Source organism: Streptomyces collinus (genome assembly GCF_031348265.1).
Taxonomy (GTDB): Bacteria; Actinomycetota; Actinomycetes; order Streptomycetales; family Streptomycetaceae; genus Streptomyces; species Streptomyces collinus.
Genome location: NZ_CP133771.1, coordinates 8,572,158 through 8,596,026, shown reverse-complemented (window position 1 = coordinate 8,596,026; position 23,869 = coordinate 8,572,158). Strand labels below are relative to the sequence as shown.

At 70.6% G+C, this 23,869-nt stretch carries 19 protein-coding genes; 7 read left to right on the top strand and 12 right to left on the bottom strand.

Annotated features, from left to right (window positions below):
- The 9 genes from RFN52_RS38800 to RFN52_RS38760 all read right to left on the bottom strand — a co-directional run bounded on the left by RFN52_RS38800 (position 1) and on the right by RFN52_RS38760 (position 9,519).
- The gene (locus RFN52_RS38800) at positions 1-1,176 is read right to left on the bottom strand and encodes an acyl-CoA dehydrogenase family protein (protein WP_184853587.1); all 1,176 of its coding nucleotides are present in this window, start codon (positions 1,174-1,176) and stop codon (positions 1-3) included.
- Positions 1,177-1,264: 88 nt separating this feature from the next.
- The gene (locus tag RFN52_RS38795; protein WP_184853586.1) at positions 1,265-2,500 is read right to left on the bottom strand and encodes a CaiB/BaiF CoA transferase family protein; all 1,236 of its coding nucleotides are present in this window, start codon (positions 2,498-2,500) and stop codon (positions 1,265-1,267) included.
- A gap of 56 nt (positions 2,501-2,556) precedes the next feature.
- Complete coding sequence (locus tag RFN52_RS38790) at positions 2,557-2,991, bottom strand: PhlB family protein (protein WP_184853585.1); 435 nt, start codon at positions 2,989-2,991, stop codon at positions 2,557-2,559.
- A 246-nt stretch (positions 2,992-3,237) separates the two neighbouring features.
- A complete protein-coding gene (locus tag RFN52_RS38785; protein ID WP_184853584.1) occupies positions 3,238-3,405 on the bottom strand; it encodes a hypothetical protein in 168 nt (55 codons plus the stop codon).
- Between the two features lie 73 nt (positions 3,406-3,478).
- Entirely contained in the window at positions 3,479-5,215 is a 1,737-nt protein-coding gene (locus RFN52_RS38780) for an MGH1-like glycoside hydrolase domain-containing protein (RefSeq protein ID WP_184853583.1), read from the bottom strand.
- Between the two features lie 81 nt (positions 5,216-5,296).
- Positions 5,297-6,121, bottom strand: a complete 825-nt coding sequence (locus RFN52_RS38775; protein ID WP_062931077.1) for a carbohydrate ABC transporter permease — start codon at positions 6,119-6,121, stop codon at positions 5,297-5,299.
- Positions 6,118-7,101 carry a carbohydrate ABC transporter permease gene (locus tag RFN52_RS38770; protein WP_184853582.1) on the bottom strand — a complete coding sequence of 328 codons (984 nt, stop codon included), beginning with the start codon at positions 7,099-7,101 and terminating at the stop codon, positions 6,118-6,120. The genes RFN52_RS38775 and RFN52_RS38770 overlap by 4 nt, the downstream gene beginning before the upstream one ends.
- Positions 7,102-7,111: 10 nt before the next feature.
- Complete coding sequence (locus tag RFN52_RS38765) at positions 7,112-8,353, bottom strand: sugar ABC transporter substrate-binding protein (RefSeq protein ID WP_184853581.1); 1,242 nt, start codon at positions 8,351-8,353, stop codon at positions 7,112-7,114.
- Between the two features lie 143 nt (positions 8,354-8,496).
- The gene (locus RFN52_RS38760; protein ID WP_184853580.1) at positions 8,497-9,519 is read right to left on the bottom strand and encodes a LacI family DNA-binding transcriptional regulator; all 1,023 of its coding nucleotides are present in this window, start codon (positions 9,517-9,519) and stop codon (positions 8,497-8,499) included.
- 469 nt (positions 9,520-9,988) lie between these two features.
- On the opposite strand from RFN52_RS38760, the gene RFN52_RS38755 reads away from it, so the two are divergent.
- The 4 genes from RFN52_RS38755 (at position 9,989) to RFN52_RS38740 (ending at position 14,918) form a co-directional block, all read left to right on the top strand.
- Positions 9,989-13,642, top strand: a complete 3,654-nt coding sequence (locus RFN52_RS38755) for a LamG-like jellyroll fold domain-containing protein (RefSeq protein ID WP_184853579.1) — start codon at positions 9,989-9,991, stop codon at positions 13,640-13,642.
- 161 nt (positions 13,643-13,803) lie between these two features.
- Positions 13,804-14,007, top strand: coding sequence for a hypothetical protein (locus RFN52_RS38750; RefSeq protein ID WP_184853578.1), 204 nt, complete (start codon positions 13,804-13,806; stop codon positions 14,005-14,007).
- Between the two features lie 157 nt (positions 14,008-14,164).
- Complete coding sequence (locus RFN52_RS38745; protein ID WP_373308592.1) at positions 14,165-14,374, top strand: hypothetical protein; 210 nt, start codon at positions 14,165-14,167, stop codon at positions 14,372-14,374.
- A 73-nt stretch (positions 14,375-14,447) separates the two neighbouring features.
- Positions 14,448-14,918 (top strand): hypothetical protein, encoded by a 471-nt coding sequence (locus tag RFN52_RS38740; RefSeq protein WP_184853577.1) that lies wholly within the window; start codon positions 14,448-14,450, stop codon positions 14,916-14,918.
- Between the two features lie 94 nt (positions 14,919-15,012).
- On the opposite strand, the gene RFN52_RS38735 is transcribed toward RFN52_RS38740, so the two are convergent.
- Together RFN52_RS38735 and RFN52_RS38730 are read right to left on the bottom strand one after the other, a co-directional pair.
- Entirely contained in the window at positions 15,013-15,951 is a 939-nt protein-coding gene (locus RFN52_RS38735; protein ID WP_184853576.1) for an ADP-ribosylglycohydrolase family protein, read from the bottom strand.
- A 102-nt stretch (positions 15,952-16,053) separates the two neighbouring features.
- The gene (locus RFN52_RS38730) at positions 16,054-16,512 is read right to left on the bottom strand and encodes an ATP-binding protein (protein WP_184853575.1); all 459 of its coding nucleotides are present in this window, start codon (positions 16,510-16,512) and stop codon (positions 16,054-16,056) included.
- A gap of 168 nt (positions 16,513-16,680) precedes the next feature.
- Here RFN52_RS38730 and RFN52_RS38725 point away from each other — a divergent pair, with 168 nt between their 5' ends.
- Positions 16,681-17,046, top strand: a complete 366-nt coding sequence (locus tag RFN52_RS38725) for an STAS domain-containing protein (RefSeq protein ID WP_229856958.1) — start codon at positions 16,681-16,683, stop codon at positions 17,044-17,046.
- Between the two features lie 159 nt (positions 17,047-17,205).
- Here RFN52_RS38725 and rph read toward each other — a convergent pair whose 3' ends face one another.
- Positions 17,206-19,803, bottom strand: a complete 2,598-nt coding sequence (gene rph, locus RFN52_RS38720) for a rifamycin-inactivating phosphotransferase (RefSeq protein ID WP_184854205.1) — start codon at positions 19,801-19,803, stop codon at positions 17,206-17,208.
- Between the two features lie 332 nt (positions 19,804-20,135).
- Between rph and RFN52_RS38715 the strand changes: the two genes are divergently transcribed.
- Complete coding sequence (locus RFN52_RS38715) at positions 20,136-21,770, top strand: ABC-F family ATP-binding cassette domain-containing protein (protein WP_184853573.1); 1,635 nt, start codon at positions 20,136-20,138, stop codon at positions 21,768-21,770.
- 82 nt (positions 21,771-21,852) lie between these two features.
- Positions 21,853-23,514: an ABC-F family ATP-binding cassette domain-containing protein gene (locus RFN52_RS38710; RefSeq protein ID WP_184853572.1), complete on the top strand. Its 1,662-nt coding sequence runs from the start codon at positions 21,853-21,855 to the stop codon at positions 23,512-23,514.
- The last annotated feature ends 355 nt before the right edge of the window (positions 23,515-23,869 follow it).

The following is a 23,869-nucleotide window of genomic DNA, read 5'->3' as shown; positions in this document are numbered from 1 at the left end:
TCAGCGGAACGCCGGATAACCGGTGACCGCCTGGCCGACGACGAGCGTGTGCATCTCGTCGGTGCCCTCGTACGTGCGGACGGATTCGAGGTTGTTGGCGTGGCGCAGGGGCGAGTACTCCAGGGAGACGCCGTTGGCGCCGAGGACGGTGCGGCACTCCCGCGCGATGGCGATGGCCTCGCGGACGTTGTTGAGCTTGCCGACGCTGATCTGCTCGGGCCGGATGCGGTGCTGGTCCTTCAGCCGGCCCAGGTGCACCGCGAGGAGTGCGGCGCCGCCCAGGGACACGGTCATGTCGGTGAGCTTCTTCTGGGTGAGCTGGAAGGCGCTGATCGGCTTGCCGAACTGGACGCGGGAGTCGGCGTAGCCGATCGCCGCCTGCAGCGAGTCCCGGGCCGCGCCCAGGACGCCGAAGAGGATACCGAAGCGGGCCTCGTTCAGGCAGGACAGCGGTCCGCGCAGGCCCTGAGCCAGGGGCAGCCGCGCGGAGTCGGGCAGCCGGACCTGGTCGAAGTAGAGCTCGGAGGTGATCGAGGCGCGCAGCGACATCTTCTGCTTGATGTCCTGCGTGGTGAAACCAGGGGTGCCGCGGGGCACGAGGAAGCCGCGGACGCCGTCCTCGGTCTGCGCCCAGACGGTGGCGACGTCGGCGATGCCTCCGTTGGTGATCCACATCTTGGAGCCGTTCAGGATCCAGTCGTCACCGTCGCGGACGGCCTTGGTGCGCATGCCGGACGGGTTGCTGCCGAAGTCGGGTTCGGTCAGGCCGAAGCAGCCGATGGCCTCACCGGCGGCCAGCCGGGGCAGCCACTCCTGCTTCTGCTCCTCCGAACCCCACTTCCAGATGGAGAACATCGACAGCGAGCCCTGCACGGAGACGAAGCTGCGGAACCCGGAGTCGGCCGCCTCCAGCTCCAGGCATGCCAGGCCGTAGCTCACCGCGTTCGTCCCGGCGCAGCCGTAACCGTCGAGGTGCATGCCGAGCACACCCAGCTTGCCCAGCTCCGGAGCGAGTTCGCGGGCGAAGTGCGCGTTCTCGAACCACTCGCCGATGTGCGGGCGCACCCGGTCGGCGAGGAACTTGGCGACGGTGGCCTGGATCTCGCGCTCCTCGTCGGTGAGGACGGAGGCGATGTCGAGCAGGTCGAGGGGGTCCTTCAGGGGCGTGCCGCTCATGCTGGGGTTCCTTGTCATCAGGGTCGGAAAATCGAGGTCGGTGAGGTGCCGGTGCCGGCACCCCGCAGGGCCGGGGCCGCGCTGCGCGTCACCCGGAGGCATCGTCGGAGCCGTCGAGCGGGCCGTCGAGGATCTCCGCGGTGTGCCGGCCCAGGCCGGGCGGGGGGAGGCGGTACTGCGCGGGTGTCCCGCTCAGCGTGATGGGGTGCGCCACCTGTCGGGAGGGTGCGCCCTCGCCGCTGTCGGCGGTTGCGCCAGGGATGTCGACGATGCCGGGAAGACCGAGCTTGTGGGCGAAGGCGAAGGCGTCGTCGAGGGTGTTGACCGGTCCGGCGGGCACCCCCGCCGCGAGCAGGACGGCCGACCAGTGGTCGGCGCTCGCCGCACCGAGCCGCCTGGTCAGGATGCCCCGCAGTTCCTCGCGGTGGGCGACCCGGTCCGCGTTGGTGCGGAAACGGCCGTCTTGGGCCAGACCGGGTTTCCCGACGGCCTCGCACAGCGCCGCGAACTGCCGGTCGTTGCCCACCGCGAGGGCGATCGGCCGATCGGCGGTGGGGAGGGTCTCGTACGGCGCGATGCTCGGGTGGGCGTTGCCCATGCGTTCCGGGACCACACCGGCGACGGCGAACGCCGATGCCTGGTTGACCATGGCCGACAGCAGCGAGGTGAGCAGATTGACCTCGACCAGTTGTCCCCGGCCGGTGGCGTCGCGGTGCCGGAGGGCCGCCAGGATGCCGAGGGAGGCATGCAGCCCGGTGATCACGTCGACGAGGGCCACGCCTGCCTTCACCGGCTCCCCGTGCGCCTGGCCGGTCACGCTCATCAGACCCCCGACGGCCTGCACGAGCAGGTCGTATCCGGGGATCGCCGCGCCCGCGCCGCTGCCGAAGCCGCTGATGGAGCAGTAGATCAGCTCCGGGTGCCGCTCGAGGAGCTCCTCGTGGCCGAGGCCCAGCCGTTCCATCGTGCCGGGCCGGAAGTTCTCCACCAGCACGTCGGACCGGGCGATCAGGTCGCGTGCCCGTGCGCGGCCGGTCTCCTCGGTCAGGTCCAGGACGACCGACCTCTTGTTCCGGTTGACGCTCAGGAAGTAGGTCGAGATGCCGTCCTGGTCCGCCGGCGGGTGCCAGGCGCGGGTGTCGTCCCCCGTGCCGGGCCGCTCGACCTTGATCACGTCGGCGCCGAGGTCGGCCAGGAGCATGGTGGCGTACGGCCCCGCGAGAACCCTGGAGAAGTCGGCGATGCGCAGGCCGTCCAGGGCACCGTGCCCCGGTGCATGGGGGTTGCCGGCCCGTTCGTCAGGCTCCTGGTGCTGCGTGCTCATACGCTTGCCTCTCTGATCGTTCAGGCCGGCCGTGGGCGTGGCGGAACCGGGTGCCTTCACCACCAGCGCTCCAAGGACGTGGCGCGGTAGGTGAGTTCGACCAGGGGGAACCCCGGGGGGCGCGGCGCCGCGCCCCGCACGACGCGTACTCTCGCCCCGACCGCGACCACGACCGGTTCCGTGCCGGTGACCTGGCAGAGCAGGTTGAAGCCCTCGGCCATCGCGACGAACCAGGTGTTGAGCGGGGCCTGGCCGATACGGCGGACGAGGACCCCGGCGCCGGTGCTGCGCTCCCGTTTGAAGGTGGTGGCTCCACAGGCACGGCAGAACGAGCGACGGTAGGCAGGGGTGCCGCACCAGAGGCACCGCTGGAAGAAGAGGTCGCGGCAGGTCGCCGGCTGTGGCTGCTCGGCCGTCGCCGTCATGTCGAGGGCAGCCGCCTCGGTGTCTTCCTTGAGCTTGTCGTGTTCGCGGCTCTCTGTCCGGAGCATCGCGGCCTCCCGTACGCGGTTCGGTGACCGAAAGAATGGGGATCGGAATCCGATGTCCCCATCACCTTGGCCCTGCCGCGAAGAGGAGGTCAACGACGGGTTGACGCATCTTTGTGCGCGGAAAACGCTCCGTATGAGCAGCTCAGAAGGGTTCCTCCGGCGCTAGGCTCAGCCGGGAGGCGCCGGTGTTCGGCCGGCGAACCGCAGGTCCGGTGGCAGGGTGCCACCGGACCTCAGGGGCCCACGTCAGCGTCGGCGAGCCCAGCCGGCGCCTACTCCGGCGACCTGCAGAGCCAGGCACATCAGACCCAGCAGCATGACGTTGGTCGAAGAGAACACATCGTTGGTGCTGAGTTCTGCCGCGTTGATCAGGAACGCCACGAAGAACAACACCGCCGCGACTATGCCGAGCATGAGACGAGCTCCTCTCCAAAGGGGTGAAGCCCGTATGCCCCGCCTCCGCCGCCGGACACCCGGAGGCGGCCGGTCAGCGGCCGTCCCGGTGTGCCTGTGCTTCGGCGAGGAGGAGGTAGCTGCTGGCGGTCCAGGTGTACGCGCGGTCGCGCAGGCCCGTTCCGGTGAGCGCGTCGAAGTTCTCGGCGAAACCGTGGGTTTCGCACAGGGCGCGGAAGCGGGCGCTGATGTCGTCCGCGAGGCGCTCGTGGCCGGCGCGGCGCAGGCCGTCCTCGATGAGGACGGTGGCGGGGGCCCAGATGGGGCCGCGCCAGTAGCCGTCGGCGAGGTAGTGCGGTGAGGTGGGCAGTTCGGTGGCGAGACCGTAGGGCGTGAGGTGGGCCTTGATGTGGTCGGCCAGTGTGCTGCTGACGTCGCCGGGCAGGTGTTCGCCGAGGACGACGGGCATCAGGTCGAGGAGGCTTGAGCTGCTCCAGGTGTCCCCGGTCTCGACGCCCCGGGCCACGAACCTGTCGGTGGCCCAGAGCCGGTCGAGCAGCGCCGTCTGCGTCTCCTCGGCTGCCCGTGTCCACCGGCGTTCCTCGTCGGGCTTGTCCAATGCCCGTGCCAGATCGGCCAGTTCATGGAGCTGGAGGACGAGGAAGGCAGCCAGGTCGGCGGATTCGATCACCCGCTCGGGGTCGAAGGTGGTGGCGTTGTCCCAGCCGCTGTCGTTGCCGTGCTGGTAGTGCGGCAGGTCGGCGCCGGGTGCTCGCCGCGCGGTGAGCCAGAAGCCGGTCCAGCGTCGCAGCCGGTCGTAGGTCTCGGCGAGTTCGGCGGGCCCGGGGGGTGTCGGCAACCGGCGGCGCAGGTGGCCGAAGGTCCAGCCGTGGATGGGCGGCTTGACGAAGTTGTAGAGGACTTCGGAGTGGGTGACGGAGTCGGGCAGGGCGCCGCTGTCGTCCTGGTGGTCGAAGGGCAGGGCGAACTGGTCGAGGGCCAGGTCGGGGCAACCGGGGGCGAGGGCGAGGGCGTTGAAGCAGTGGTCCCAGCTCCACACCTTGTCCATCCAGTGCTTGGACATCAGCACGGCTGGCCGTGTGACCAGCCCGGTGGGGCGTACGGTGGCCGACCAGAGGACATAGGCGGCGAGTTCGGCGGCGGGGGTGGCGGACGAACGCCACGGAGCCACCTGGTCGACGAAGTCCGCGAACCTCGCCTGTGCGGCCTCGGTGATCGCGTCGAACGGCGCCGAAGACGCGTACGGCGGGCGGGCGGTGTCGAGTTCCTCGATCGCGATCTCCCAGTGGCCGCCGGCCTCAGCGGTCATGGTGAGGCCGCGGTGTCCGCCGCCCAGGGTCTGAGTGCCGGGGGTCCCGGCGACGGTGCCGGACAGCACGGTGACGCGGTAGCGGCGGCCGGTCTCGTAGGACGTGAACACGTGGGCGTCCGCGGCCGGGTCGCGGAAGAAGTACGTTCCGCTGAACGGGGTGAGGGTCCGCGCGGCCGCGTCGACGCTGATGCCGAGGCCGCTCCCCCGCAGGCGGACGGTGTCGGGCGACTCGTAGGAGAGGTCGATGCGTCCGCCCGTGCCGATCCAGCTGAGCCGGCCCGGTGTGGTCTCGACGCGGGCTTCGGTCCGGTCGCCCGTCGCCGGGTCCAGCGGCACGAGGCGCAGGACGGCGTGCATGCCGTTCTGGTGCGAGACGAGGTGGAGGTCCTCGGCGTACGTCTTCTCCGCCACCACGGGTGAGATGTCGAACCAGGACCCGTGGGTACTGAACGGGATGTCGTGGACGGAGAAGGCCGGGCCGGATCGGGCGGCGGTCATGAAGCTGACTCGTTTCTCGAGCAGGGGTCACCGGCCGCATGACGGGCAGGCGGCTCCGTGGTGACGGGGAGGTGGAGGCGGTCAGTCCTTTACGGCCCCGGCGGTCACGCCGGCGGCGACGTAGCGCTGGGCGAGGACGAGGATGACCGCGGCGGGCAGCGAGGCGACGACGGCGGTGGCCATGATGGCGTTCCACTCCTGATTGTTGTTGCCGATGTAGTGGTAGATGCCGAGGGTGATCGGCTCGTGGGCACCGCCGTTGACGAGGGTGCCGGCGAAGACGAAGTCGGACCAGGACCACAGGAACGCGAACAGGGACACCGTGACGACGGCGTTGCGGCTCATCGGCAGGACGACGGACCAGAACGTCCGCAGCGCCCCCGCTCCGTCGGTCCTGGCGGCCTGGAGCAGTTCGCCGGGGATGCCGGACATGAACGCGGTGAAGATGAGCACGCCGAAGGGGACGGCGAGCGTGGAGTCGGCGACGATCAGGCCGGGGACGGACTGGAGCAGGCCGAGCTGGAGGTAGATGGCGTAGAAGCCCATCGCCATGATGATTCCGGGGATCATCTGGGCGGCCAGCAGCACGAAGTTGAGGATGCCCCCGCCGCGTGGGCGCAGCTTGGCCAGGGCGTAGCCGGCGGGGGCGGACAGGGCGACGGTCAGGACGACGGTTCCCAGGCCGATGACGAGGCTGGTGCCGAGGTAGGGCAGCTGCTCGTCGAGGACGGTGCGGTAGCCGTCCAGTGTGCCGTGGGCGGGGAAGAGGTCCGGTGGGCTCTTGCGCATGTCCCGGTCGGGGGTGAGGGACACGTTGAGCATCCAGTAGACCGGGAAGAGCATGAGCGCGGTGAGCAGCAGGCCGAGGGCGGTCTTCCACCAGGTGCGGCCGGTGCGTCGGTTCATGACAGGGCCTGCTTTCGCTGGACCTTGAGGTAGATCAGGCCGAACACCAGGGCGGCGACGACCAGCAGGTTGCCGACGGCCGCGCCGGGGCCGAAGGCGGGCAGGAGGTTGCCGAACCCCAGCTGGTAGGACCAGGTGGCGAAGGTGGTCGACGAGTCGGCCGGGCCGCCCTTGGTCATGATCCAGATGATGTCGAAGACCTTGAGCGTGTAGATCAGGCCGAGGAGGAGGGTGATCGCGGACACCGGGCGCAGCAGCGGGAAGGTGATGCGCCAGAAGCGCTGCCAGGCGTTCGCGCCGTCGAGGGCGGCGGCCTCGTACAGGTTCGCGGGGATGGACTGCAGGCCGCTGTACAGCACGACCAGGTTGAACGGGACGCCGATCCAGATGTTCGCGATGATCACCGAGGTCAGTGACCAGGTCGGTGAGGTCAGCCAGTTCACCGGCGCGATGCCGAGGGCGTGCAGGGCGGCGTTGACGACGCCCGATTCACTGTTGAGCATCCAGGACCAGGTGGACGCGGACACGATCAGCGGCAGCAGCCATGGCACCAGGAACAGGGCGCGCAGGGTCGCCGACAGCCGGAAGTGCTGGGTGAAGAAGACGGCGAGGGCGAGGCCGATGGCGTACTGGAAGAGCAGGCAGACGGCGGTGAAGAGCACGGTGTGGAGCAGGGCGGGGGCGAAGGTCGGGTCGTCGAAGACGGTCCGGTAGTTCTCGATGCCGGTGAAGGGCGCGTTGCCCTGGACGAAGGAGCGGACGGTGTAGTCGCGCAGGCTGAGGTCGAGGTTGCGGTAGAGCGGATAGGCGTAGAAGAGGGCCAGGTAGAGGGTCACCGGGGCGAGGAACGCCCAGGCGGCCCACTGCTCGGAGGCCGGGCGGCGCCGGGCGCGCACGGGGGCCGGGGGCGGGGCGGCGATGGCCACCCCGTTCCGGACGTGCGCGGACGGGTGGTCCGGCGGATGGATCGTCTGCTTCATCGGGCCCTCGTCACTTCACCGCGGCCTGCGCCGAAGTGAGTGCGTTCTTGGGGGACTCGGCCCCGCTGAGGGCGGACTGGACGGCCTTCCACAGCTGCTCGGAGATCTTCGGGTACTTGGTGCCGAGATCGTCGCTGGTGCGCCCCTTGGCCGCCTTGACCGCCTCGACCCAGGGCTTCAGTTCGGCGTTCGCCGCGACCTGCTTGGCCTGCACCGCACCGGTGGGGGCCACGTAGGACAGGGTGGTGTCGGTGTCGTACAGGTTCTGGCTGCTGGTCAGGCAGGTCGCCAGCTTCTGGGACGTGGCGTAGCGGCCGGTGTCACCCTGGGTGGGGAGGGTGACGAACTCGCCGCCGGTCGGGGCGGCGGCGCTGCCACCGTCGGCTCCCGGTATCGGCAGGACGCCGTACTCGAAGCCGGCCTTCTTCGCGTTGGCGAGCTGCCAGGTGCCGTTCTCGGCGAAGGCGTAGTCACCACCGGCGAACTCCTGCCAGCTGGTGGTCTGCGTGTTGTTGATGACCGAGTTGGGGGCGTAGCCCTGCCCCAGCCAGTCCTTCCACAGCGACAGGGCGGACACGGCCTGGGCGGAGTCCAGTTCGGTCAGCTTCGCGCCCGCCCCCCAGAACCACGGCAGGAACTGGAAGCTGCCCTCCTCCGTGCCGATCGCGGAGAACGTGATGCCCTTCTTGCCCGCCGCCTTCACCTTCGCCAGCGCGGCCGTCAGCGACTTCCAGTCCTTGACCGAGGCGACGTCCACCCCGGCCTCCTTCAGGACCTTCTTGTTGTAGTAGAGCGCGAGGGTGTTGGCGCCGATCGGGGTGCCGTACGTCTTGCCGTCCGACTGTCCGGCGGCGAGCAGGTTGGGGTCGACCTTCGAGGTGTCCAGTTTGTTGTCGTCGGTGCTGGTGAGGACGCCCGCCTCGGCCAGGGTCGACACCACCGGGTTGTCGACGATGAGGACGTCCGCGGAGTTGTCCTGCTGGGCGGCCAGCAGCGCCTTGTTGGCCAGGTCGCTGGTGTCGTAGCCGGTTCTCTTGATCTTCACACCGGCCTTGGCGCCGCACGCGTCCAGCAGCTTCACCCAGGCCGAGCCCTTGGCGAACTGCGGGTAGGGGTCCCAGACGGTGTACGTGCCGCTGTCCGAGCCCTTCGCGTCGGCGCTGCCCGACCCGGAGGAGCAGGCGGCACCGGTGACAGCAACGACGGTCGACAGGGCCACCGCGGTGAGCCGGCGCCTTGAGGAGCTGTGCATGGCGGGTCCTTCGTTCTTGGCACACGTGTGCCGTGGGAGGGGATGGCTGGGGGGGAAGCGGGCACGCCGAACCGGCGAGGGTGAGGGGGCCGGGTGCCCGGCGGAGAAGGAAAGGAGGGAAAGGGCGTGAGGTGCGGTCGGGCTCAGCGGATGGAGGTGCCGGTCGCGGGGCCGGTGCTGGCCCGCAGCGAGATCGGCGGCGTGAGCAGGTGGTGCCGGCCCGGCGCGGCGGGCTGCTCGATGCGCTCGACGAGCAGGTCGACCGCGCGCCGGCCCATCTCCTCCGCCGGCACGTCCGCCGCGGTGAGCTGCGGGGTGACGGTCTCCGCCCACCTGCTCGCGACGATGCCGGTGACGGAGAAGTCGCGCGGTACGTGACGGCCCGCCCGGGCGAGCCCCCGGTACAGGCCGCCCAGTGCGGCCTCGTTGAGGGTGACCAGAGCGGTGGTGGCCGGGTCGTCGTGCAGGATCTGCTCCAGGCACGCCTGGCCGGACGCGGCGTCGTCGCCGCAGCAGTACGTCCGCACCGTGAGCCCGCGCTCGGCCGCGGCCTTGGTGAAGCCGTCCAGACCGCGGTGCGCCGACTCGTACCCCGCCTGCAGGAGCTGTTCGGGCCGGTTGACGAAGGCGACCCGGCGGTGGCCGAGGTCGGCGAGGTGGTGGACGCACGCCGCCGCGAGCGCGGTGTGGTCCAGGCTCACCCACCAGCCGTTCTCCGGATGCGCGGTGCGGCCGATGGCGACGGAGGGGAAGTCCAGTTCGGCCATGTGCTCGACCCGGTCGTCCTCCAGCCTGATCTCCATCAGGATCGCCCCGTCGACCCGCCGCTCCCCCAGCAGCCGCTGGAACGAGCGGTCGCTGTCGACGCCGCTGGGCGACAGCAGCACGTCGTAGTCGTGGACCGCCGCGGCCTCCACCACACTGCCGATGAAGTCGAGCTGCATCCCGGTGTAGTGGTTGCCCGCCGGCGGGAAGACCAGGCCGATCGTGCTGGTCCGTCCGTTCGCCAGGGCTCGCGCGCTGGCGTTGGGCCGGTACCCCAGCTCGTCGATGACCTGCTGGATCTTGCGACGAGTCTCCTCCGACACCGAGCGCTTGCCGCTCAGCGCGTAGGACACGGTGCTCCGCGAGACACCGGCCCGCTTGGCGATCTCACCGATGTTCACGTCGGCTCCTTGCTCGAACCGGTTCGACACCTCGTAGGAGGGGGCACGCGCCGGTCGCGAGGGTGAGGGGTGGGACGGGGGGCGAGGTCCGGTCGTCGAACCGGTTCGCGTGAAGCGACGGTAGGAACTGCCCGAAGGCCTGTCAACACCCTGCACCACACTTTCCGGGACCGCCCGGAGGTCGGGGCCTTCCTTGTGCCGGAGGGATTGCTGGCCGGGTTTCACGGTGCTAGCTTCGCGAACCGGTTCGACGAAGTGATCCTTCCGGCGAGCCTGCGTTCCTTCCGCACCAGTTGCGGAGACGAGCTGCCGCATCTCCCGGCCGGCGACGTGCCCCGCAGCCCGTGAAGTCGAACCGATTCGACGTCGATCACCCACCCACTCTCCTCACCGGGCCGCCCCGGCGTACGAGCAGCCGACCGGTTCCGGCCGGCCGGAACCGCCTACTCAAGGATTGAGGACGCCATCCATGCCATCCGCTGACAGATCCGCCCGGCGACGGGCCCCGGCCGCCGTGACGCTGGCCCTCGGCGCGGGCCTGCTGGCCGCACCGGCCGCCCCCGCACAGGCCGCGGAAGCGCCCCGGCCCGCCGCCCGCTACACCTTCGACCAGGACGACATGACGTCCGGGAAGATCACCGACAACTCCGGCAACGGGCTGACGGCAGACCTGGTCAACGGCTCGACCGCCCAATCCGTTGAGGGCACCGGCGGAGGCAAGGCCCTCGCCCTGCCCGGCGGTGCGTCCGACTCCGGAGGCGCGTACGTCCGGCTGCCCCGTGCCGTGGTCGGCGACGCGGCCGACCTGACGGTCTCCGCACGCGTGAAGTGGAGCGGCGACAAGTCGCCCTGGCAGCGGATCTTCGACCTGGGCACCAACACCACCAAGTACCTGTTCAGCACCCCCTACAACGGCAGCGGACTGTTCCAGACGTCCGTGACCACCGGCGGAGGGGGCGCCGAGGCGCAGGTCCGCGGCTACGCACCGCTCCCCTCGCCCGAGTGGCGGACCGTCACCGTCACCCTCGACACCTCCGCGGGCCGGCTCACCACCTACCTCGACGGCGTGGCGGTCTCCTCCGCCGAGACCGCCGTCAAGGCCAAGGACCTGCTGGACGCCTCGGCCACGGCCGCCGGGTACATAGGCAAGTCCTTCTACCCGGATCCGCTGCTCAAGGGCGCGATCGACGACTTCACCGTGTGGCACTCGGCGCTGAGCGCGGAGCAGGTCGCCGGTACGGTCGGGACCGTGCCCACCCTGCAGGAGCTCTCGAAGACGTCCTTCGAGGCGCGCACCACGACCGGGACCGCCCCGTCCCTGCCCGCCGCGGTCCGCGCCTCCTTCTCCGACGGATACGACCGCGACACGCCCGTCACCTGGGATGCCGTCCCCTCCGACAAGTACGCCGCACCGGGCACGTTCACCGTCTCCGGAACCGCGGCCGGGCGGTCGGTGAAGGCCACCGTCACCGTGGTCCGCGAGGGACAGCTCACGGTCGACCTCGGCTCGGACACCGGCGCGTTCCACGGCGGCGCCTCCGGCACCCTCTACGGCGTGTACGGGCCGGACGTCCCGACGAACAACCTCATGGAAGGCATGGGCCTGCGCACGGTCTCCACCAAGGCGCAGGACGGTCCGCAGCATCCCGGTGCCGACGCCCTGGAGGTGGTGAAGCCGCTGGCCGACTCCACCGACGGTGACGTGTACATCTACATGACCGACATCCACCGCGGCTTCCCGTACCAGTGGCCCGGCGACACCCCCGCGGAGAAGCTGAAGCTCTACAAGGAGAAGATCGCCGAGCAGGTCGACCAGGTCCTGAAGCTGCCCGAGCAGTACCAGGACAACATCGTCTTCGTGCCGTTCAACGAGCCCGAGGGCAACATGTTCGGCACCGGCGAGTGGAGCTACAACAAGGTCAGCTGGCTCAACGACCCCGACGACTTCCTCGCCGCCTGGGACGACGCGTACAAGCTCATCAAGGGAAAGATGCCGAACGCCCGCATCGCCGGGCCCAACACCAGCGTCCTGTACGACCAGGTGAAGGGCTTCCTCAGCCACACCCTGGCCGCCGGCACCCTCCCGGACGTCATCACCTGGCATGAACTGAGCCACCCGGAGGCGGTGCGCCAGAGCGTCGCCAAGTACCGGGCCTGGGAGAAGGACCTGTTCAAGGGCACCAGCAGGGAAGGCACTCAACTCCCCATCAACATCAACGAGTACGCGTTCAACTACCACACCTCGGTGCCCGGCCAGATGATCCAGTGGGTGTCCGCGATCGAGGAGTCCAAGGTCGACGCCGACATCGCGTACTGGAACATCGACGGCAACCTCTCCGACTCGGCCGTGCAGTCGAACCGCGGCAACGGCCAGTGGTGGCTGCTGAACTCGTACGCCTCGATGAGCGGGCACACGGTGAAGGTGACCCCGCCGTTCCCCGGCGAGAACTACACCATGCAGGGCGTCGCCACCCTCGACGAGAAGAGGAAGCAGTCCCGGCTGATCTTCGGCGGTTCCACCGGCAAGGGGCACATCACCTTCGCCGGCGTGCCGAAGAAGGTGTTCGGCAAGAACGTGCACGCCTGGGTACGGGAGATCGAGTGGAGCGGGCAGGTCGGCGACTCCTCCGGACCGAAACTCCTCACGGAGACGAACCTGAAGGTCGGTGACGACGGCACGGTCGCCCTGGACTTCGGCGACGGCGCCCTGCCGAAGCTGAAGGAGTCCTCGGCCTACGAGGTCGTCCTCAGCCCTGCCGGGGAAGCGAAGGGCACTCAGGCCCCGCCCGTGCGCTGGCAGTCGTCGTACGAGGCGGAGGACGCCGCGCACACCGGCTCCGGCTGGTCGAAGAACGGCCCGGAGGGCTCACCGCGTGACGTGTCGAAGTTCTACACCTCGGGCGGCTACGACGTCGGCGGCCTGCGCACCGGCTCGGACGTCGCGCTCGACTTCACCGTGGACGTGCCCGAGGACGGCACCTACGACCTGAGCGTCTTCGCCAACTCCCTCAACACCTTCGACAAGGTCAAGGAACAGGGCCCGACCAACGTCTTCCTGCGGGTGGACGGCAAGGCCGGCAGCGAGCAGGAACTGCACCTGCCGCTCGGCTACAAGTGGGTCGTCTGGGACCACACCGACACCCAGGTGAAGCTCACCAAGGGCAAGCACACCCTGACCCTCGCCGCGAAGAGCGCCGACGGCAAGCGCGCCACCCAGGGCGACGCCATCGTCGACCGTCTCACCCTCTCCCTCCCCCGCGCCTCGGCGGACGCCCAGGTGTACGAGGGTGAGCTGGCGTGGCCGGCCGGCGGGGCACGCCCGGTCTACGACCTTCCGAAGCCGGCGGCCACCGGCTCGGGCGCGGTCCGCGTCGCGAAGGGCCAGAGCGCCACGTTCTGGGTCTACTCCCCGGCCGACCGCGAGGCCACCCTCCAGGTCGACACCCTCGGCGGCACGGGCGCACGGCTCTCCGTCAACGGCCAGGAGGTCCTGCGTCTGGCCAAGGGCCGGAGCAGTGCGGCGGTCTCCCTCTCCGGCGGCGTCAACAAGGTGACCGTGACCGGGGGCCCGTCCACGACCCTGGTCGACCGCCTCACGGTCACACCGACCGAGGGCACGCTGCCGGTGCGCACCTACGAGGCGGGGGACGCCCGGCTCGCGGGCTCGGCCACGCTCGCCCCGCTCTCCCTCGCCACCGGCGGCACGGCGATCACCGGCATCGGCGGGGCCCCCGGCAACGACAACACCGCGACGTTCACCGTCTCCGCCGACCGGGCCGGCCTGTACGCGCTGCGCATCCGCTACTCCAACCCGGAGCAGTCCGAGGCCACCCACTACAACCCGGACCCGCTGGCCCGCCACGCCGACATCAGCGTCAACGGCAACGCCGCGCGGCGCGTCGGCTTCCCGCACAACTTCCACCAGAACAACTTCTGGGAGCTGACCGTCCCGGTGCAGTTGAAGAAGGGGACGAACACGATCGGCTTCCGCTCCGAGGAACTGCCGAACTTCGACGGCACCACCTATGCGTCGGACACCTTCCCCGGCGTGCTGCTCCGCTCCCGCTACGCGCCGCTGATCGACCGGATCACCGTCGCCCCGTACGCGCGGGAGGTCGGCTGAGGTGAAGCGGCCCGGTCCGGTCACCCTGACGGACCGGGCCGCCCCCGGACCGGCGGGACGTGTTCCTTGCGCACGCCGCCGTCACCAGACCTTCACGTCTGCCCGCTGCCTTCGCGGCATCCCTGGGAACCCGGGTGTCATCGACCGGGAGGGACTGGGCTGTGATCGCTGTCGCCGTGTTGCTGCTGCCGGCTCTGGGGGTGCTGCTGTTCGTGATGGACCGTGTCGAGGACCGGTTGTCGACCCGACCGTCGGCGGCCCGCCACGCCCGTAAACGTCACCTGCGCCTGGTGCACGACGCGGGCCCGCGCTCCAACGGGCGCCTTCCGGACCGGCGTTCCCGGCGCCACGGCAAGGCGGCCTGACGCCGGGCGGGGCCGACCCGCTTCGAACCCGCTCACCGGGCACCCTGACTGGCGCAGGTGATCACATGTCCGGTCCTTCCGGGTCCACGCCGATCCCGCGGGCCATGCGTTCTGCATCTTCGTCGCCTGAGCCCTCCCGCGTTCAGCGGGTGCGGGGGTGGTCGGCGAGCGCGCGGGAACGGCCTCCGGACTCCTCAACTCCTGCCGCCAGACCGGCGGTGCGCTCGCCGTCGCCCTCTTCGGAGGCCTGCTCTCCGGCGCCGGCGGCGGCTTCTCCCTCCCGGGCATGCGCGTCGGCCTCGTCGCCGTCGCGGTTCTCCTCCTCGCGACGACCGCCCTGTCCCGCCTCCTCCTGCCCCGCGGCTGACGCCGGGCCCCGACGGGAAGAAGCCCCGGCCTGCTGGGAAAAGATGGGGGCCCTCAACAAGGAGGTTCGTGGGATGAGTTATGACCTGCAGGCCGTGATCGCCGGCGAGGCGGCCCTGCGTGTTGCCACTCGGGCCCTGCCCACCGCCCGGCTGGCGTCGATCGGACAGGGCCTGTCACTGATGCCGATGACAGACGCGCTGTTCGACACCGTCACGGACGGCAGCGGTGCGGGCGCCTTGGGGTTCCGGCGCCTCCCGGGAGGGTTCGAGAAGACGCTCGCCGACTGGTCGGCCGGTGGACCGGTGGCATACGTGGAGGCGGAGTACTTCGGCGGTGCGGGCGAGCAGCGGGCCGCCGTCTGGGACGGCGGCACCATCGCGTTCCCACCGCTGCACGTGGACGAGGACCAGCCCTTTCCGCCGGCGGGCAGTCCGATCTCCCAGGCGCTGCGCCGTTTGGGAGCGGTGGCGGGCGCAGGCGAGGACGAGTTCACCGCTGTGGGGTTGCACCGGCATCGGCACAACGAGGCGTGGCTCGCCTGACGCGCACCGTGTGAGGCAGTCCCCCGGTGGCAGTTGCCGGATGCCGCGTCAGTTCGTAAGGCACTCCCCCGGTTCGCGGTTGCCGGATGCCACGTCAGTCCCCGTCGGCCGCGAGGCGGTGCGCGAGGTCGATCAGATCCGCCGACCGCACCACCCGTCCGCCGAACCCGGGCAGGGGCACGTGCAAGGGGCCGGTCCAGCGAGCGGGGACTGCTTCCCATCCGTAGTACGCGCCGGCGAGGCCTCCGGTGACGGCGGCGACGGTATCGGTGTCACCGCCCACGTCGATCGCCGCGCGAAGGGCGTCCTCGAAGCTGTCCGTGGTGCGCAGCGCCCAGACCGCCGACCCCAGACAGGGCCAGACGGCGCCGTTGAACTCGGTTGCCCGGCCGGGATGCCAGTCATCAGCGAGGACTGCGGCATATCGCCGGCGGTGGTCGGGGTGGACGAGGTCCAGGACGTCGGGCAGGGCGCAGATCGGGTCGGCTCCTGACAGGGTCAGGCGCACGAGTTCGTGGAACACGGCCGTGCCTTCCCAGGCGGCGCGGTCGCCGTGGGTGAGGGCGGCGATGCGCCGGGCGGCGTCCATCGTCGCCGTCCGGCCGGCACGGGCGAAGTAGACCGCAGACGTCGATGCCCTCATCAGTGAACCGTTGCCGGCCGCCCGCCGGCTGACCTGGAATTGGATCGCCGCGGCCAGATCCCACGGCATGCCGTTGGTCAGAACGCCCTCGGTCTGCAGGCCGATGTCCTTGGGTCCCGCTGCCGCCCAGCGTTGGAAGCGGGCGAAGATGTCCGGCAAGTCCAGTCCGCCGCACTGCAGTAGTGACTCCGCGAGGACGACGGCCATCTGCGTGTCGTCCGTGCCCTCGCCCGGTTCCCAGCCGCCGCCTCCGCACATCTCGCCGCCGTGCCCCGCTTCCGGGAAGCGGGCCGAGAACGCACCCGGTGGGCCGAACTCGAAGGGTGCTCCCAGCGCGTCGCCGACGGCGGAGCCGACGATCGTCGCGACGGCTCGGTCGATACGCCTCATCCGGGCAGGCTATGCCGCATCACGCAGCCATCGCCCGGCAGCCCCCTGAGCGAGCCGCCGAGGACCTCGCCGGCCAGGCGTCGCCCGTCGCGTTCGGACGCTTCACAGGTGGCCGGGCCCGTCGGCGAGTGCGATGCGGGCGGTGATGCGTTTGCCCACCGGCTCCCGCCGTACCTCGAAGTCCTCGGCCACGGCCTTCACGATCTCCAGGCCGTGCTGGCCGATCCTGCTGGGGTCGGTGGCGCGGGCCGCGGGGATCTTGGGGTCGCTGTCCCACACGGAGATCTCCACGGTTCGGGCGGTGACGCGCAGTTCCAGCAGGACGGGGCCGGGCGCGTACTTGCGGGTGTTGGTGACGAGCTCGCTGACGACCAGCTGGGTGAGGTCTCTCGCCCGGGCGGAAACGGGCAGGTGCTGGTCGTCGCTCGCCCGGTCGAGGAAGGCGGCGGCGTGATGGCGGGCGTCCGCGATGCAGCTGTCGTCTCCGTCCAAGGCGTACCCGACGCGCAGGAGATGCACGTCCGGCGTCGTACAGCCGTCACCGTCGGCAGCAGATTCCACTGGCCTCGCCTCACTCCCCGTTCACGCGCGCCGGTACCCGTTCTGCGTCCCTGCATGCCACAAGCGTGTGGTTCGGCACAGCCGCCCGGGTGCATCCGGCCGTGGCGGTGGGGCAGAATCAACCGTGCACGTTCTGACCGGGCAAGCCTAGACACAGTCGAGGAGAAGGTGTCCCAGCACGAGAAAGCGGACCGGCCGGGCCGGCTCCACGCCGAACACCGCATGGCCGGAGGCATCCGGGTCGTGACGCTACGGGGTGAGATCGATCACGATGTCCAGGACGTGCTCAGCGAGGCCCTGCTGGTCCAGAGCGGCGCGGTGCCGCCGCGGACGGTCGCGGATCTCAGCGGCGTGACCTTCATGGACTCCAGCGGCATCAACATCTTCGTCGCCGCACACCAGCAGGCGAGCGGCGCGGACGGCTGGGTGCGTATCGTCGGCGCTCAGACAGCGGTGCTGCGCGTCCTGGAGCTGGTCGGCGTCGACACCCTCATCCCCTGCCATCCCACCATGGAGCAGGCCCTGGCCTCCTGATCCGCGTCGACCGGGCAGGGGAACGCTTCACGACCGTGTCCTGCCTGGCCCGTACCCCTCGGCCCGGTCCTGCCGGCAGCCCTGGTTCAGCGGCCGACGTCGCTCCGCCAGAAGCCGAGCAGGGCCACCGCAAGGCCGCCGCGCCGCCGCAGTCGTCGGTCAGGACAGGATCTCGATGTACCCGTCGGTTCCGTGCACGCGGATCCGCTGTCCGTCCCGGATCAGCCGAGTGGCCTGGTCCACGCCTACGACGGCCGGCAGGCCGTACTCGCGTGCGATCACCGCTCCGTGGGTCATCAGCCCGCCCACCTCCGTCACCAGGCCGGCGATGCCGACGAACAGGGGGGACCAACTGGGGTCCGTGTAGGCCGTGACCAGGATGTCGCCCGGTCCGAGATCCGCGTGGGCCATGTCCAGGACGACGCGGGCCCGTCCCTCGATGGTCCCGCCGGACACCGGCAGGCCGATCAGGGCACCGTCCGGCACGTCGTCACGCCGGTACGCCCCGTTGACGCACTCGCCGTCCGATGTGAGGACCCGGGGAGGCGTGAGCGCGTCGTACGTACGGAACGCTTCCCTGCGCTGCCGGACGAGCCGGTCGTCCACCCGGTTCGAGCGTGTGACCTGCTCAAGCTCCTGGAAGGTGAGGTAGAAGATGTCCTCCTGCCCGCCCAGTACGCCGGCCTGCACGAGGCGCCGGGCCTCCTCCAGCAGCGCCTGCTTGTAGACGAAGAGGCGGCTGACGATGTCGTACTTCGGGTACTCCCGGTATCCGATGAAGGTCCGGACCCGGTCGATCATCCGCTTGGTCTCCTCGGCCTTGCTCTCGCCGCCGGGCAGGGTCCGCAGGCGTGTCAGCACGTCCTGTTCCTTCTTCTCCGCCTCCCTCCGCCCTTGCTCGAAGCGCCGCCCGGCCGCGCCCGGTTCGAAGTTCCTGACGTTGTCGAGGATCGCCGGCACGAGCGTGCCGGGCTGTTCGCGCCACCGAGGCCTCGTGATGTCGATCTCGCCGGCACAGCGCATGCCGTACCGGTCGAGGTAGGCCTCGACGGCGTCGCGCGCTTCGGTCCCGCCCGGGAGCTTCGCCAGGTCGTCCAGGAAACCGTCGTCCTCGACGTTCTGCAGGAACGCCACCACTTCGGGATGGGGACGGATCACGTCGGCGACGTCGAGCAGCGCAAGTCCCATCTGCGACGTGATGTTGTCGGGGGCGGACAGCGTGAGTGTGTCCGCCGCGTTCTTCTCCCCCAGCCACTCGTGCAGCTTGTCGTTGAGCCACCAGGTGGCCTCCATTCCGGCCATGATCACCTGGATGCTCAGCGGATCGCTGAGGACCCGCTTGTGCTCCGTGAAGGCCTCCAGCAGGAAGTCGAACAGGGCCGGTCCGGTCTTCGTGCCGATGTCGCGCCGCAGAGCGGCGATGGATGCCTCGCTGCGCTCGATCAGCCGGGTGACGATGGCCGGGTCGGTCTCGATCGGGGCGGGCGGGCCCCCGGCCGGGGGTGTGCTGGGGGCCGGGTCCGGGTGCAGGGGGACGAAATCGTCGCGTTCGAGGACGGTCTCCAGCGCGTCCCTGGTCAGGGGATCGCCCCTGCCCACGAGGTCGAGGAGGCCCGTGCGGCTCGTGGGCGTCGTCAGGGCCCGGGTGGCGTCGACCCACAGCCTCCCGCCGGCGTCGGTCATCGGCGCCATGGCCGTCAGCTTCCACACGGAGAGCCCCAGGGGCTTCATGGGGTCGGTCATCATCTGCTGATGACCGACGGAGACGTAGACGTGGTTCTCCTGGCCGTCGCTCTCGGGGACGGGGAACAACGTCGTGATCGGCCGGCTCTGCACGATCTGGAAGCCGTCGTCATCAAGGCACCATTCGATGTCCTGCGGGCGGCCGAAGTGAGCTTCGATCCGCCGTCCGAGGTGCACGAGCCGCACGACCTGCGCATCCGTCAGCGCCGGCTGTTCCTGCCGCCGCGAGTCGACCGCCCTCTCCTGCGTACCGCCGTCCGGGAGGGCGTGAACGGCCCGCTGTTTCGCGGCGATCGTCCTCGCGACGACTTCGCCGTCGCGCACCGCGAAGACGTCGGGGTTCACCAGGCCGGACACCAGGGCCTCACCGAGGCCGAATCCGGCGTCCACGGTGGCCACCTTCCGGTTGCCCGTGACGGGGTCGGCGGTGAAGAGGATGCCGGACGCGTGCGGGAGGACCATCCGCTGCACGACGACGGCCATGTGGACCGTGCGGTGATCGATGCCGTTGCGCCGCCGGTAGGTGACGGCCCGCTCGGTGAACAGCGAGGCCCAGCAGCGGCTGATGTGCTGGAGAACCGCCGTCGGCCCCATGACGTTCAGGTACGTGTCCTGCTGGCCGGCGAAGGAGGCCGTCGGCAGGTCCTCCGCCGTGGCGCTGGACCGGACGGCGTAGGCGGCCTGCTCGCCGTGGCGGGTGAGCGCGCCGGTGATCGCCTCCGCCAGATCTTCGGGGACGGCGATTTCCTCGATGGCCCGGCGCACGCGCGCGCTGAGCGTGCGGATCGCCTCCCGGTCGTCCGGGTCCGAGCAGGACAGCCGGTCCAGCAATTCCTGGATCGACGGCGCTCGCGTCACGATCCGCCGGAACGCCTCCGTCGTCACGCAGAAGCCACCCGGCACGCGGATGCCCGTGATCCGCGACAGTGCGCCCAGATGTGCGCCCTTGCCGCCGACGACCGCGATCTGTGTCTCGTCGACCTCCTGAAGATCCAGCACGTATGGCTCGTTCATCTCCGACGCACGCACGTCGTATCCCCGTTTCCGCAGGTTGTGGGCTTCGGTCGACGATTCTGCGCCGCCACCCGGGCCTTGCCGCAAGCCCCCCTGTGCGCTATAACTTGAGAGAGGCAAGGAGAAGATCTCCTTGCCTTTGTCGTTGACCGTGCATCGAGGAGTCACAGACGTGGTGGGTGAAGACGACATCTCCGGGTGAGACCCGGATCTGACGGCCACCGGACGCGCTGAGGAAGCGCCGCCGAAGTGGCCGGTTCGTCATACCCCCTTCTCCCACGTCTGCTCAGGGCAGAGCTCTCTCTGTCCGTGGTTCCTTCGAGGTCATCTCCATGTCCGACGCCGCCGTCGTGTGCTCGAACCTGTCCTTCTCCTGGCCCGACGACACCCCGGTCTTCAGCGACCTGTCCTTCACCGTCATGACCGGCCGTACGGGCCTGGTCGCTCCGAACGGCGCCGGCAAGAGCACGCTGCTGAAGCTGATCGCCGGTGAACTCCGCCCCAGCAACGGCTCGTTGTCGGTCGGCGGGACGCTGGGCCATCTCCCGCAGAACCTCCCCCTGACCGGCGACCTCACCGTCGCCGAGGTCCTCGGCGTCGACGCCGTGATCCGCGCCCTGGACGCCGTGGAGTCCGGCGACGTCAGCGAGGAGCACTTCACGGTCATCGGCGACGACTGGGACATCGAGGAGCGCACGCGGGCCCAGCTCGACCGTCTGGGCCTGGCCGGTCTCGCCCTGGACCGCAGCCTGAGCACGCTCAGCGGCGGCCAGGTCGTCTCGCTCGGCCTCGCTGCCCAGTTGCTCAAGCGTCCCGACGTCCTGCTGCTCGACGAGCCGACCAACAACCTCGACCTGGAGGCCCGGCACAAGCTCTACGACGTGCTGTCGGACTTCACCGGCTGTCTGCTGCTGGTCAGCCACGACCGCGCCCTGCTCGACCGCATGGAACGCATCGCCGAACTCGGCAGTGGAGAACTGCGCTTCTACGGCGGCGACTTCACCGCCTACGAGGAAGCCGTTCGTGCCGAGCGGGAGGTGGCCGAGAAGAAGGTCCGCAACGCCGAGCAGGAGCTGAAGCGGGAGAAGCGCGAGATGCAGCAGGCCCGTGAACGGGCCGAGCGCCGCGCGAGCAACGCCGCCCGCAACCTCAAGAGCGCCGGCCTGCCGCGGATCTTCGCCGGCACCATGAAGCGGGGCGCACAGGAGTCCGCCGGCCGGGCCGGCCAGATGCACTCGGCCCGGGTCGTCGAGGCCAGGAACCGCCTCGACGAGGCCGGACGCGCGGTGCGCGAGGAGCAGCGGCTCACCCTGGACCTGCCCGGCACCCAGGTGCCCGCCGGCCGCAACCTCTTCCTCGGCGAAGGGATGCAGGTACGGCTCGGGGGCCGGCAGGTGTTCGCGGAGCAGGGTGTCGATCTGACGGTCCGGGGCCCCGAGCGCATCGCGCTGACCGGACCGAACGGCGCCGGAAAGACCACCCTGATGCGTCTGATCACCGGCGAACTCGCCCCGGACAGCGGGGAGATCAGGCGCAACGACGGGCGTATCGCCTACCTTTCGCAGCGCTTGGACCTGCTGGACCTGGAGCGCACCGTGGCGGAGAACTTCGCCGCGTACGCCCCGGAGCGACCCGAGGCGGAGCGCATGAACCTGCTCGCCCGCTTCCTCTTCCGGGGGTCCGGGGCGCACCTGCCGACGGGGTTGCTCTCCGGCGGCGAACGGCTGCGCGCCACCCTGGCCTGCGTGCTGTGCGCCGAACCGGCTCCCCAGTTGCTGCTGCTGGACGAGCCGACCAACAACCTCGACCTGGTCAGCGCACGCCAGTTGGAGAGCGCGCTCAACTCCTACCAGGGCGCCTTCATGGTGATCAGTCACGACGAGAGGTTCCTCGCCGAGATCGGGGTGGACCGCCGGCTGCGCCTCGCGGACGGCACGCTCACGGAGACGGGAGGTCCCGGGGTGTGAGGCGTCGGCATGTGCGATGGCCCGCGTCCGCGGCCGTGCGCCCGGCGGGCCGACCCCTCGATCACTTTCCGGACGGATACCCGTGCCCCAGCCTGCCCTGCTCGCCCATGACCTCGTCCGCTCCCTGGGCGGCCGCCGTGTGCTCGACGGCGTCTGCCTGACCGCCTCCCCCGGCCACCGGATCGGTCTCATCGGGGAGAACGGCGTCGGCAAGTCCACCCTGCTGCGGTTGCTCGCCGGTGTGGACGAACCCGACGTGGGAACCGTCTCCCGCCCTGACGGCCTCGGCTTCCTGCACCAGGAGATGCCCTTCGACACGGCCTCGACCATCGCCGCGGTGCTGGACGAAGCGCTGCGGGAGGCCCGAGAGGACCTCGCGGAGCTGGAACGGCTCAGCGAAGAACTGGCCCGCGTCCCCGAGGAGGACCCCGGTCACCAGGAACTGCTCGACGCCTATGGCAGGCGGCTGGAGCGGGCCCAGGACCGCGAGTCCTGGGACGCCGACCGGCGCGCCGCCCTGGTACTGGAGGGCCTGGGCCTCGGCGCGTTCGGGCACGACCGCACGCTCGGATCGCTCTCCGGCGGGCAGCGCGGCCGGCTGGCCCTGGCCGCGCTGCTGGTCCGGCGCCCGCCGGCGCTGCTGCTCGACGAGCCGACCAACCATCTCGACGACGGTGCCGCCGCCTTCCTGGAGGAGCAACTCCGCGGCCTCCCCGGGGCCGTCGTGCTCGCCAGTCACGACCGTGCCTTCCTCGACGCCGTCTGCACCGACCTGATCGACCTCGACCCCGCCGTGGACGGCCCGGTCCGCTACGGCGGCAACTACAGCGCCTACCTGGGCGAGAAGCGCGCCGAACGGGAGCGCTGGGAGCGGCGGTACGCCGAGGAGCGGGAGGAGGTGGAGGAGCTGCGGCACTCGGCGGGAGTGACCGCGCGCCGCGTCGCCCCGGACCGGGGGCCGCGTGACAACGAGAAGATGGGTTACGGCCACCGGGCGGGCCGGGTCCAGAGCCAGATCTCGCGCCGCGTGCGGAACGCCGCCCGCCGGCTGGAGGAACTGGAGCGTACGCGGGTCGCCGAGCCGCCCAGGCCATTGCGCTTCGCGGCCGGGGAACTCACCGCGCGTTCGGAGGAGGGCCCGTACCGCCCGTACCCGTTGGTGTCCCTGTGTGACGTGCGGGTGGCCGGCCGGCTGGCACTGGACGGCCTGGAGGTGGCGCCGGCCGACCGGCTGCTGGTCACGGGCGGCAACGGGGCGGGCAAGTCGACGCTCCTCGCCGTCCTCGCCGGACACCTTCCGGCCGAGGGCGAGGTGCACCGGCGGCCCGGGCTGACGGTGGGGCTGCTCGCTCAGGACACCGAGTTCGGGCGGCTCGACCGCACGGTCCGGGAGACCTACGAGCTGTCGGTGGGCCCGGAGCGGGCCGAGGAGGTGCCGCTGGGTTCACTCGGTCTGCTGCACGAGGCTGATCTGGGCAAGCCCGTCGGGCACTTGTCGGTGGGGCAACGCCGGCGTCTGGCCCTGGCGCTGCTGGTGGCCCGTCCGCCGCATCTGCTGTTGCTCGACGAGCCGACCAATCACCTCTCGCCGCGGCTGTGCGACGAGCTGGAGGAGGCGCTGGGCACCGCAGGCCGGGGTGCGATCGTGGTCGCCGGCCACGACCGCTGGCTGCGCCGGCGGTGGCAGGGCCGCGAGCTGCGCCTGGAACGGGATCAGGGGCGACGGGAGCAGGCCCGGCGCTGAGCCCGGGGGTGCTCCCTCGGGCCATGTGAACACCGGAGGCGCTCTCGCCCGGCTTCGGCCTGCGGCCGGGCTCTCGACGAGCGGCACGTAGCGCGACAACTCCCGGAAGCCGTCCGGCAGTGCCGGCTGTTCCAGGTCGGTGACGTCCCGCTCGTCGAGCTGGTCCGGGTCCCCTTGTCGCCGAGGCCGGCCGGGTTCGGTCACGTACCGCCCGCCGCCACCGCCGCTGGGCGTACTCGTCGGCGGCGCCCGGCAGCACCGTCCGCTCGATGCCCGCCGCCGCATGGTCGTACCAGTCGATCACCTAGTCGACCAGACCGGCGTGGCCGGGATGGGCGTGGCGGGCCAGGTAGTC

What these genes read in the sequence shown, in the direction of transcription:
- RFN52_RS38800 (WP_184853587.1), bottom strand. Translation starts at nt 1,176, where the DNA reads ATGAGCGGCACGCCCCTGAAGGACCCCCTCGACCTGCTCGACATCGCC.
- RFN52_RS38795 (WP_184853586.1), bottom strand. Translation starts at nt 2,500, where the DNA reads ATGAGCACGCAGCACCAGGAGCCTGACGAACGGGCCGGCAACCCCCAT.
- RFN52_RS38790 (WP_184853585.1), bottom strand. Translation starts at nt 2,991, where the DNA reads ATGCTCCGGACAGAGAGCCGCGAACACGACAAGCTCAAGGAAGACACC.
- RFN52_RS38785 (WP_184853584.1), bottom strand. Translation starts at nt 3,405, where the DNA reads ATGCTCGGCATAGTCGCGGCGGTGTTGTTCTTCGTGGCGTTCCTGATC.
- RFN52_RS38780 (WP_184853583.1), bottom strand. Translation starts at nt 5,215, where the DNA reads ATGACCGCCGCCCGATCCGGCCCGGCCTTCTCCGTCCACGACATCCCG.
- RFN52_RS38775 (WP_062931077.1), bottom strand. Translation starts at nt 6,121, where the DNA reads ATGAACCGACGCACCGGCCGCACCTGGTGGAAGACCGCCCTCGGCCTG.
- RFN52_RS38770 (WP_184853582.1), bottom strand. Translation starts at nt 7,101, where the DNA reads ATGAAGCAGACGATCCATCCGCCGGACCACCCGTCCGCGCACGTCCGG.
- RFN52_RS38765 (WP_184853581.1), bottom strand. Translation starts at nt 8,353, where the DNA reads ATGCACAGCTCCTCAAGGCGCCGGCTCACCGCGGTGGCCCTGTCGACC.
- RFN52_RS38755 (WP_184853579.1), top strand. Translation starts at nt 9,989, where the DNA reads ATGCCATCCGCTGACAGATCCGCCCGGCGACGGGCCCCGGCCGCCGTG.
- RFN52_RS38740 (WP_184853577.1), top strand. Translation starts at nt 14,448, where the DNA reads ATGAGTTATGACCTGCAGGCCGTGATCGCCGGCGAGGCGGCCCTGCGT.
- RFN52_RS38735 (WP_184853576.1), bottom strand. Translation starts at nt 15,951, where the DNA reads ATGAGGCGTATCGACCGAGCCGTCGCGACGATCGTCGGCTCCGCCGTC.
- rph (WP_184854205.1), bottom strand. Translation starts at nt 19,803, where the DNA reads ATGAACGAGCCATACGTGCTGGATCTTCAGGAGGTCGACGAGACACAG.
- RFN52_RS38715 (WP_184853573.1), top strand. Translation starts at nt 20,136, where the DNA reads ATGTCCGACGCCGCCGTCGTGTGCTCGAACCTGTCCTTCTCCTGGCCC.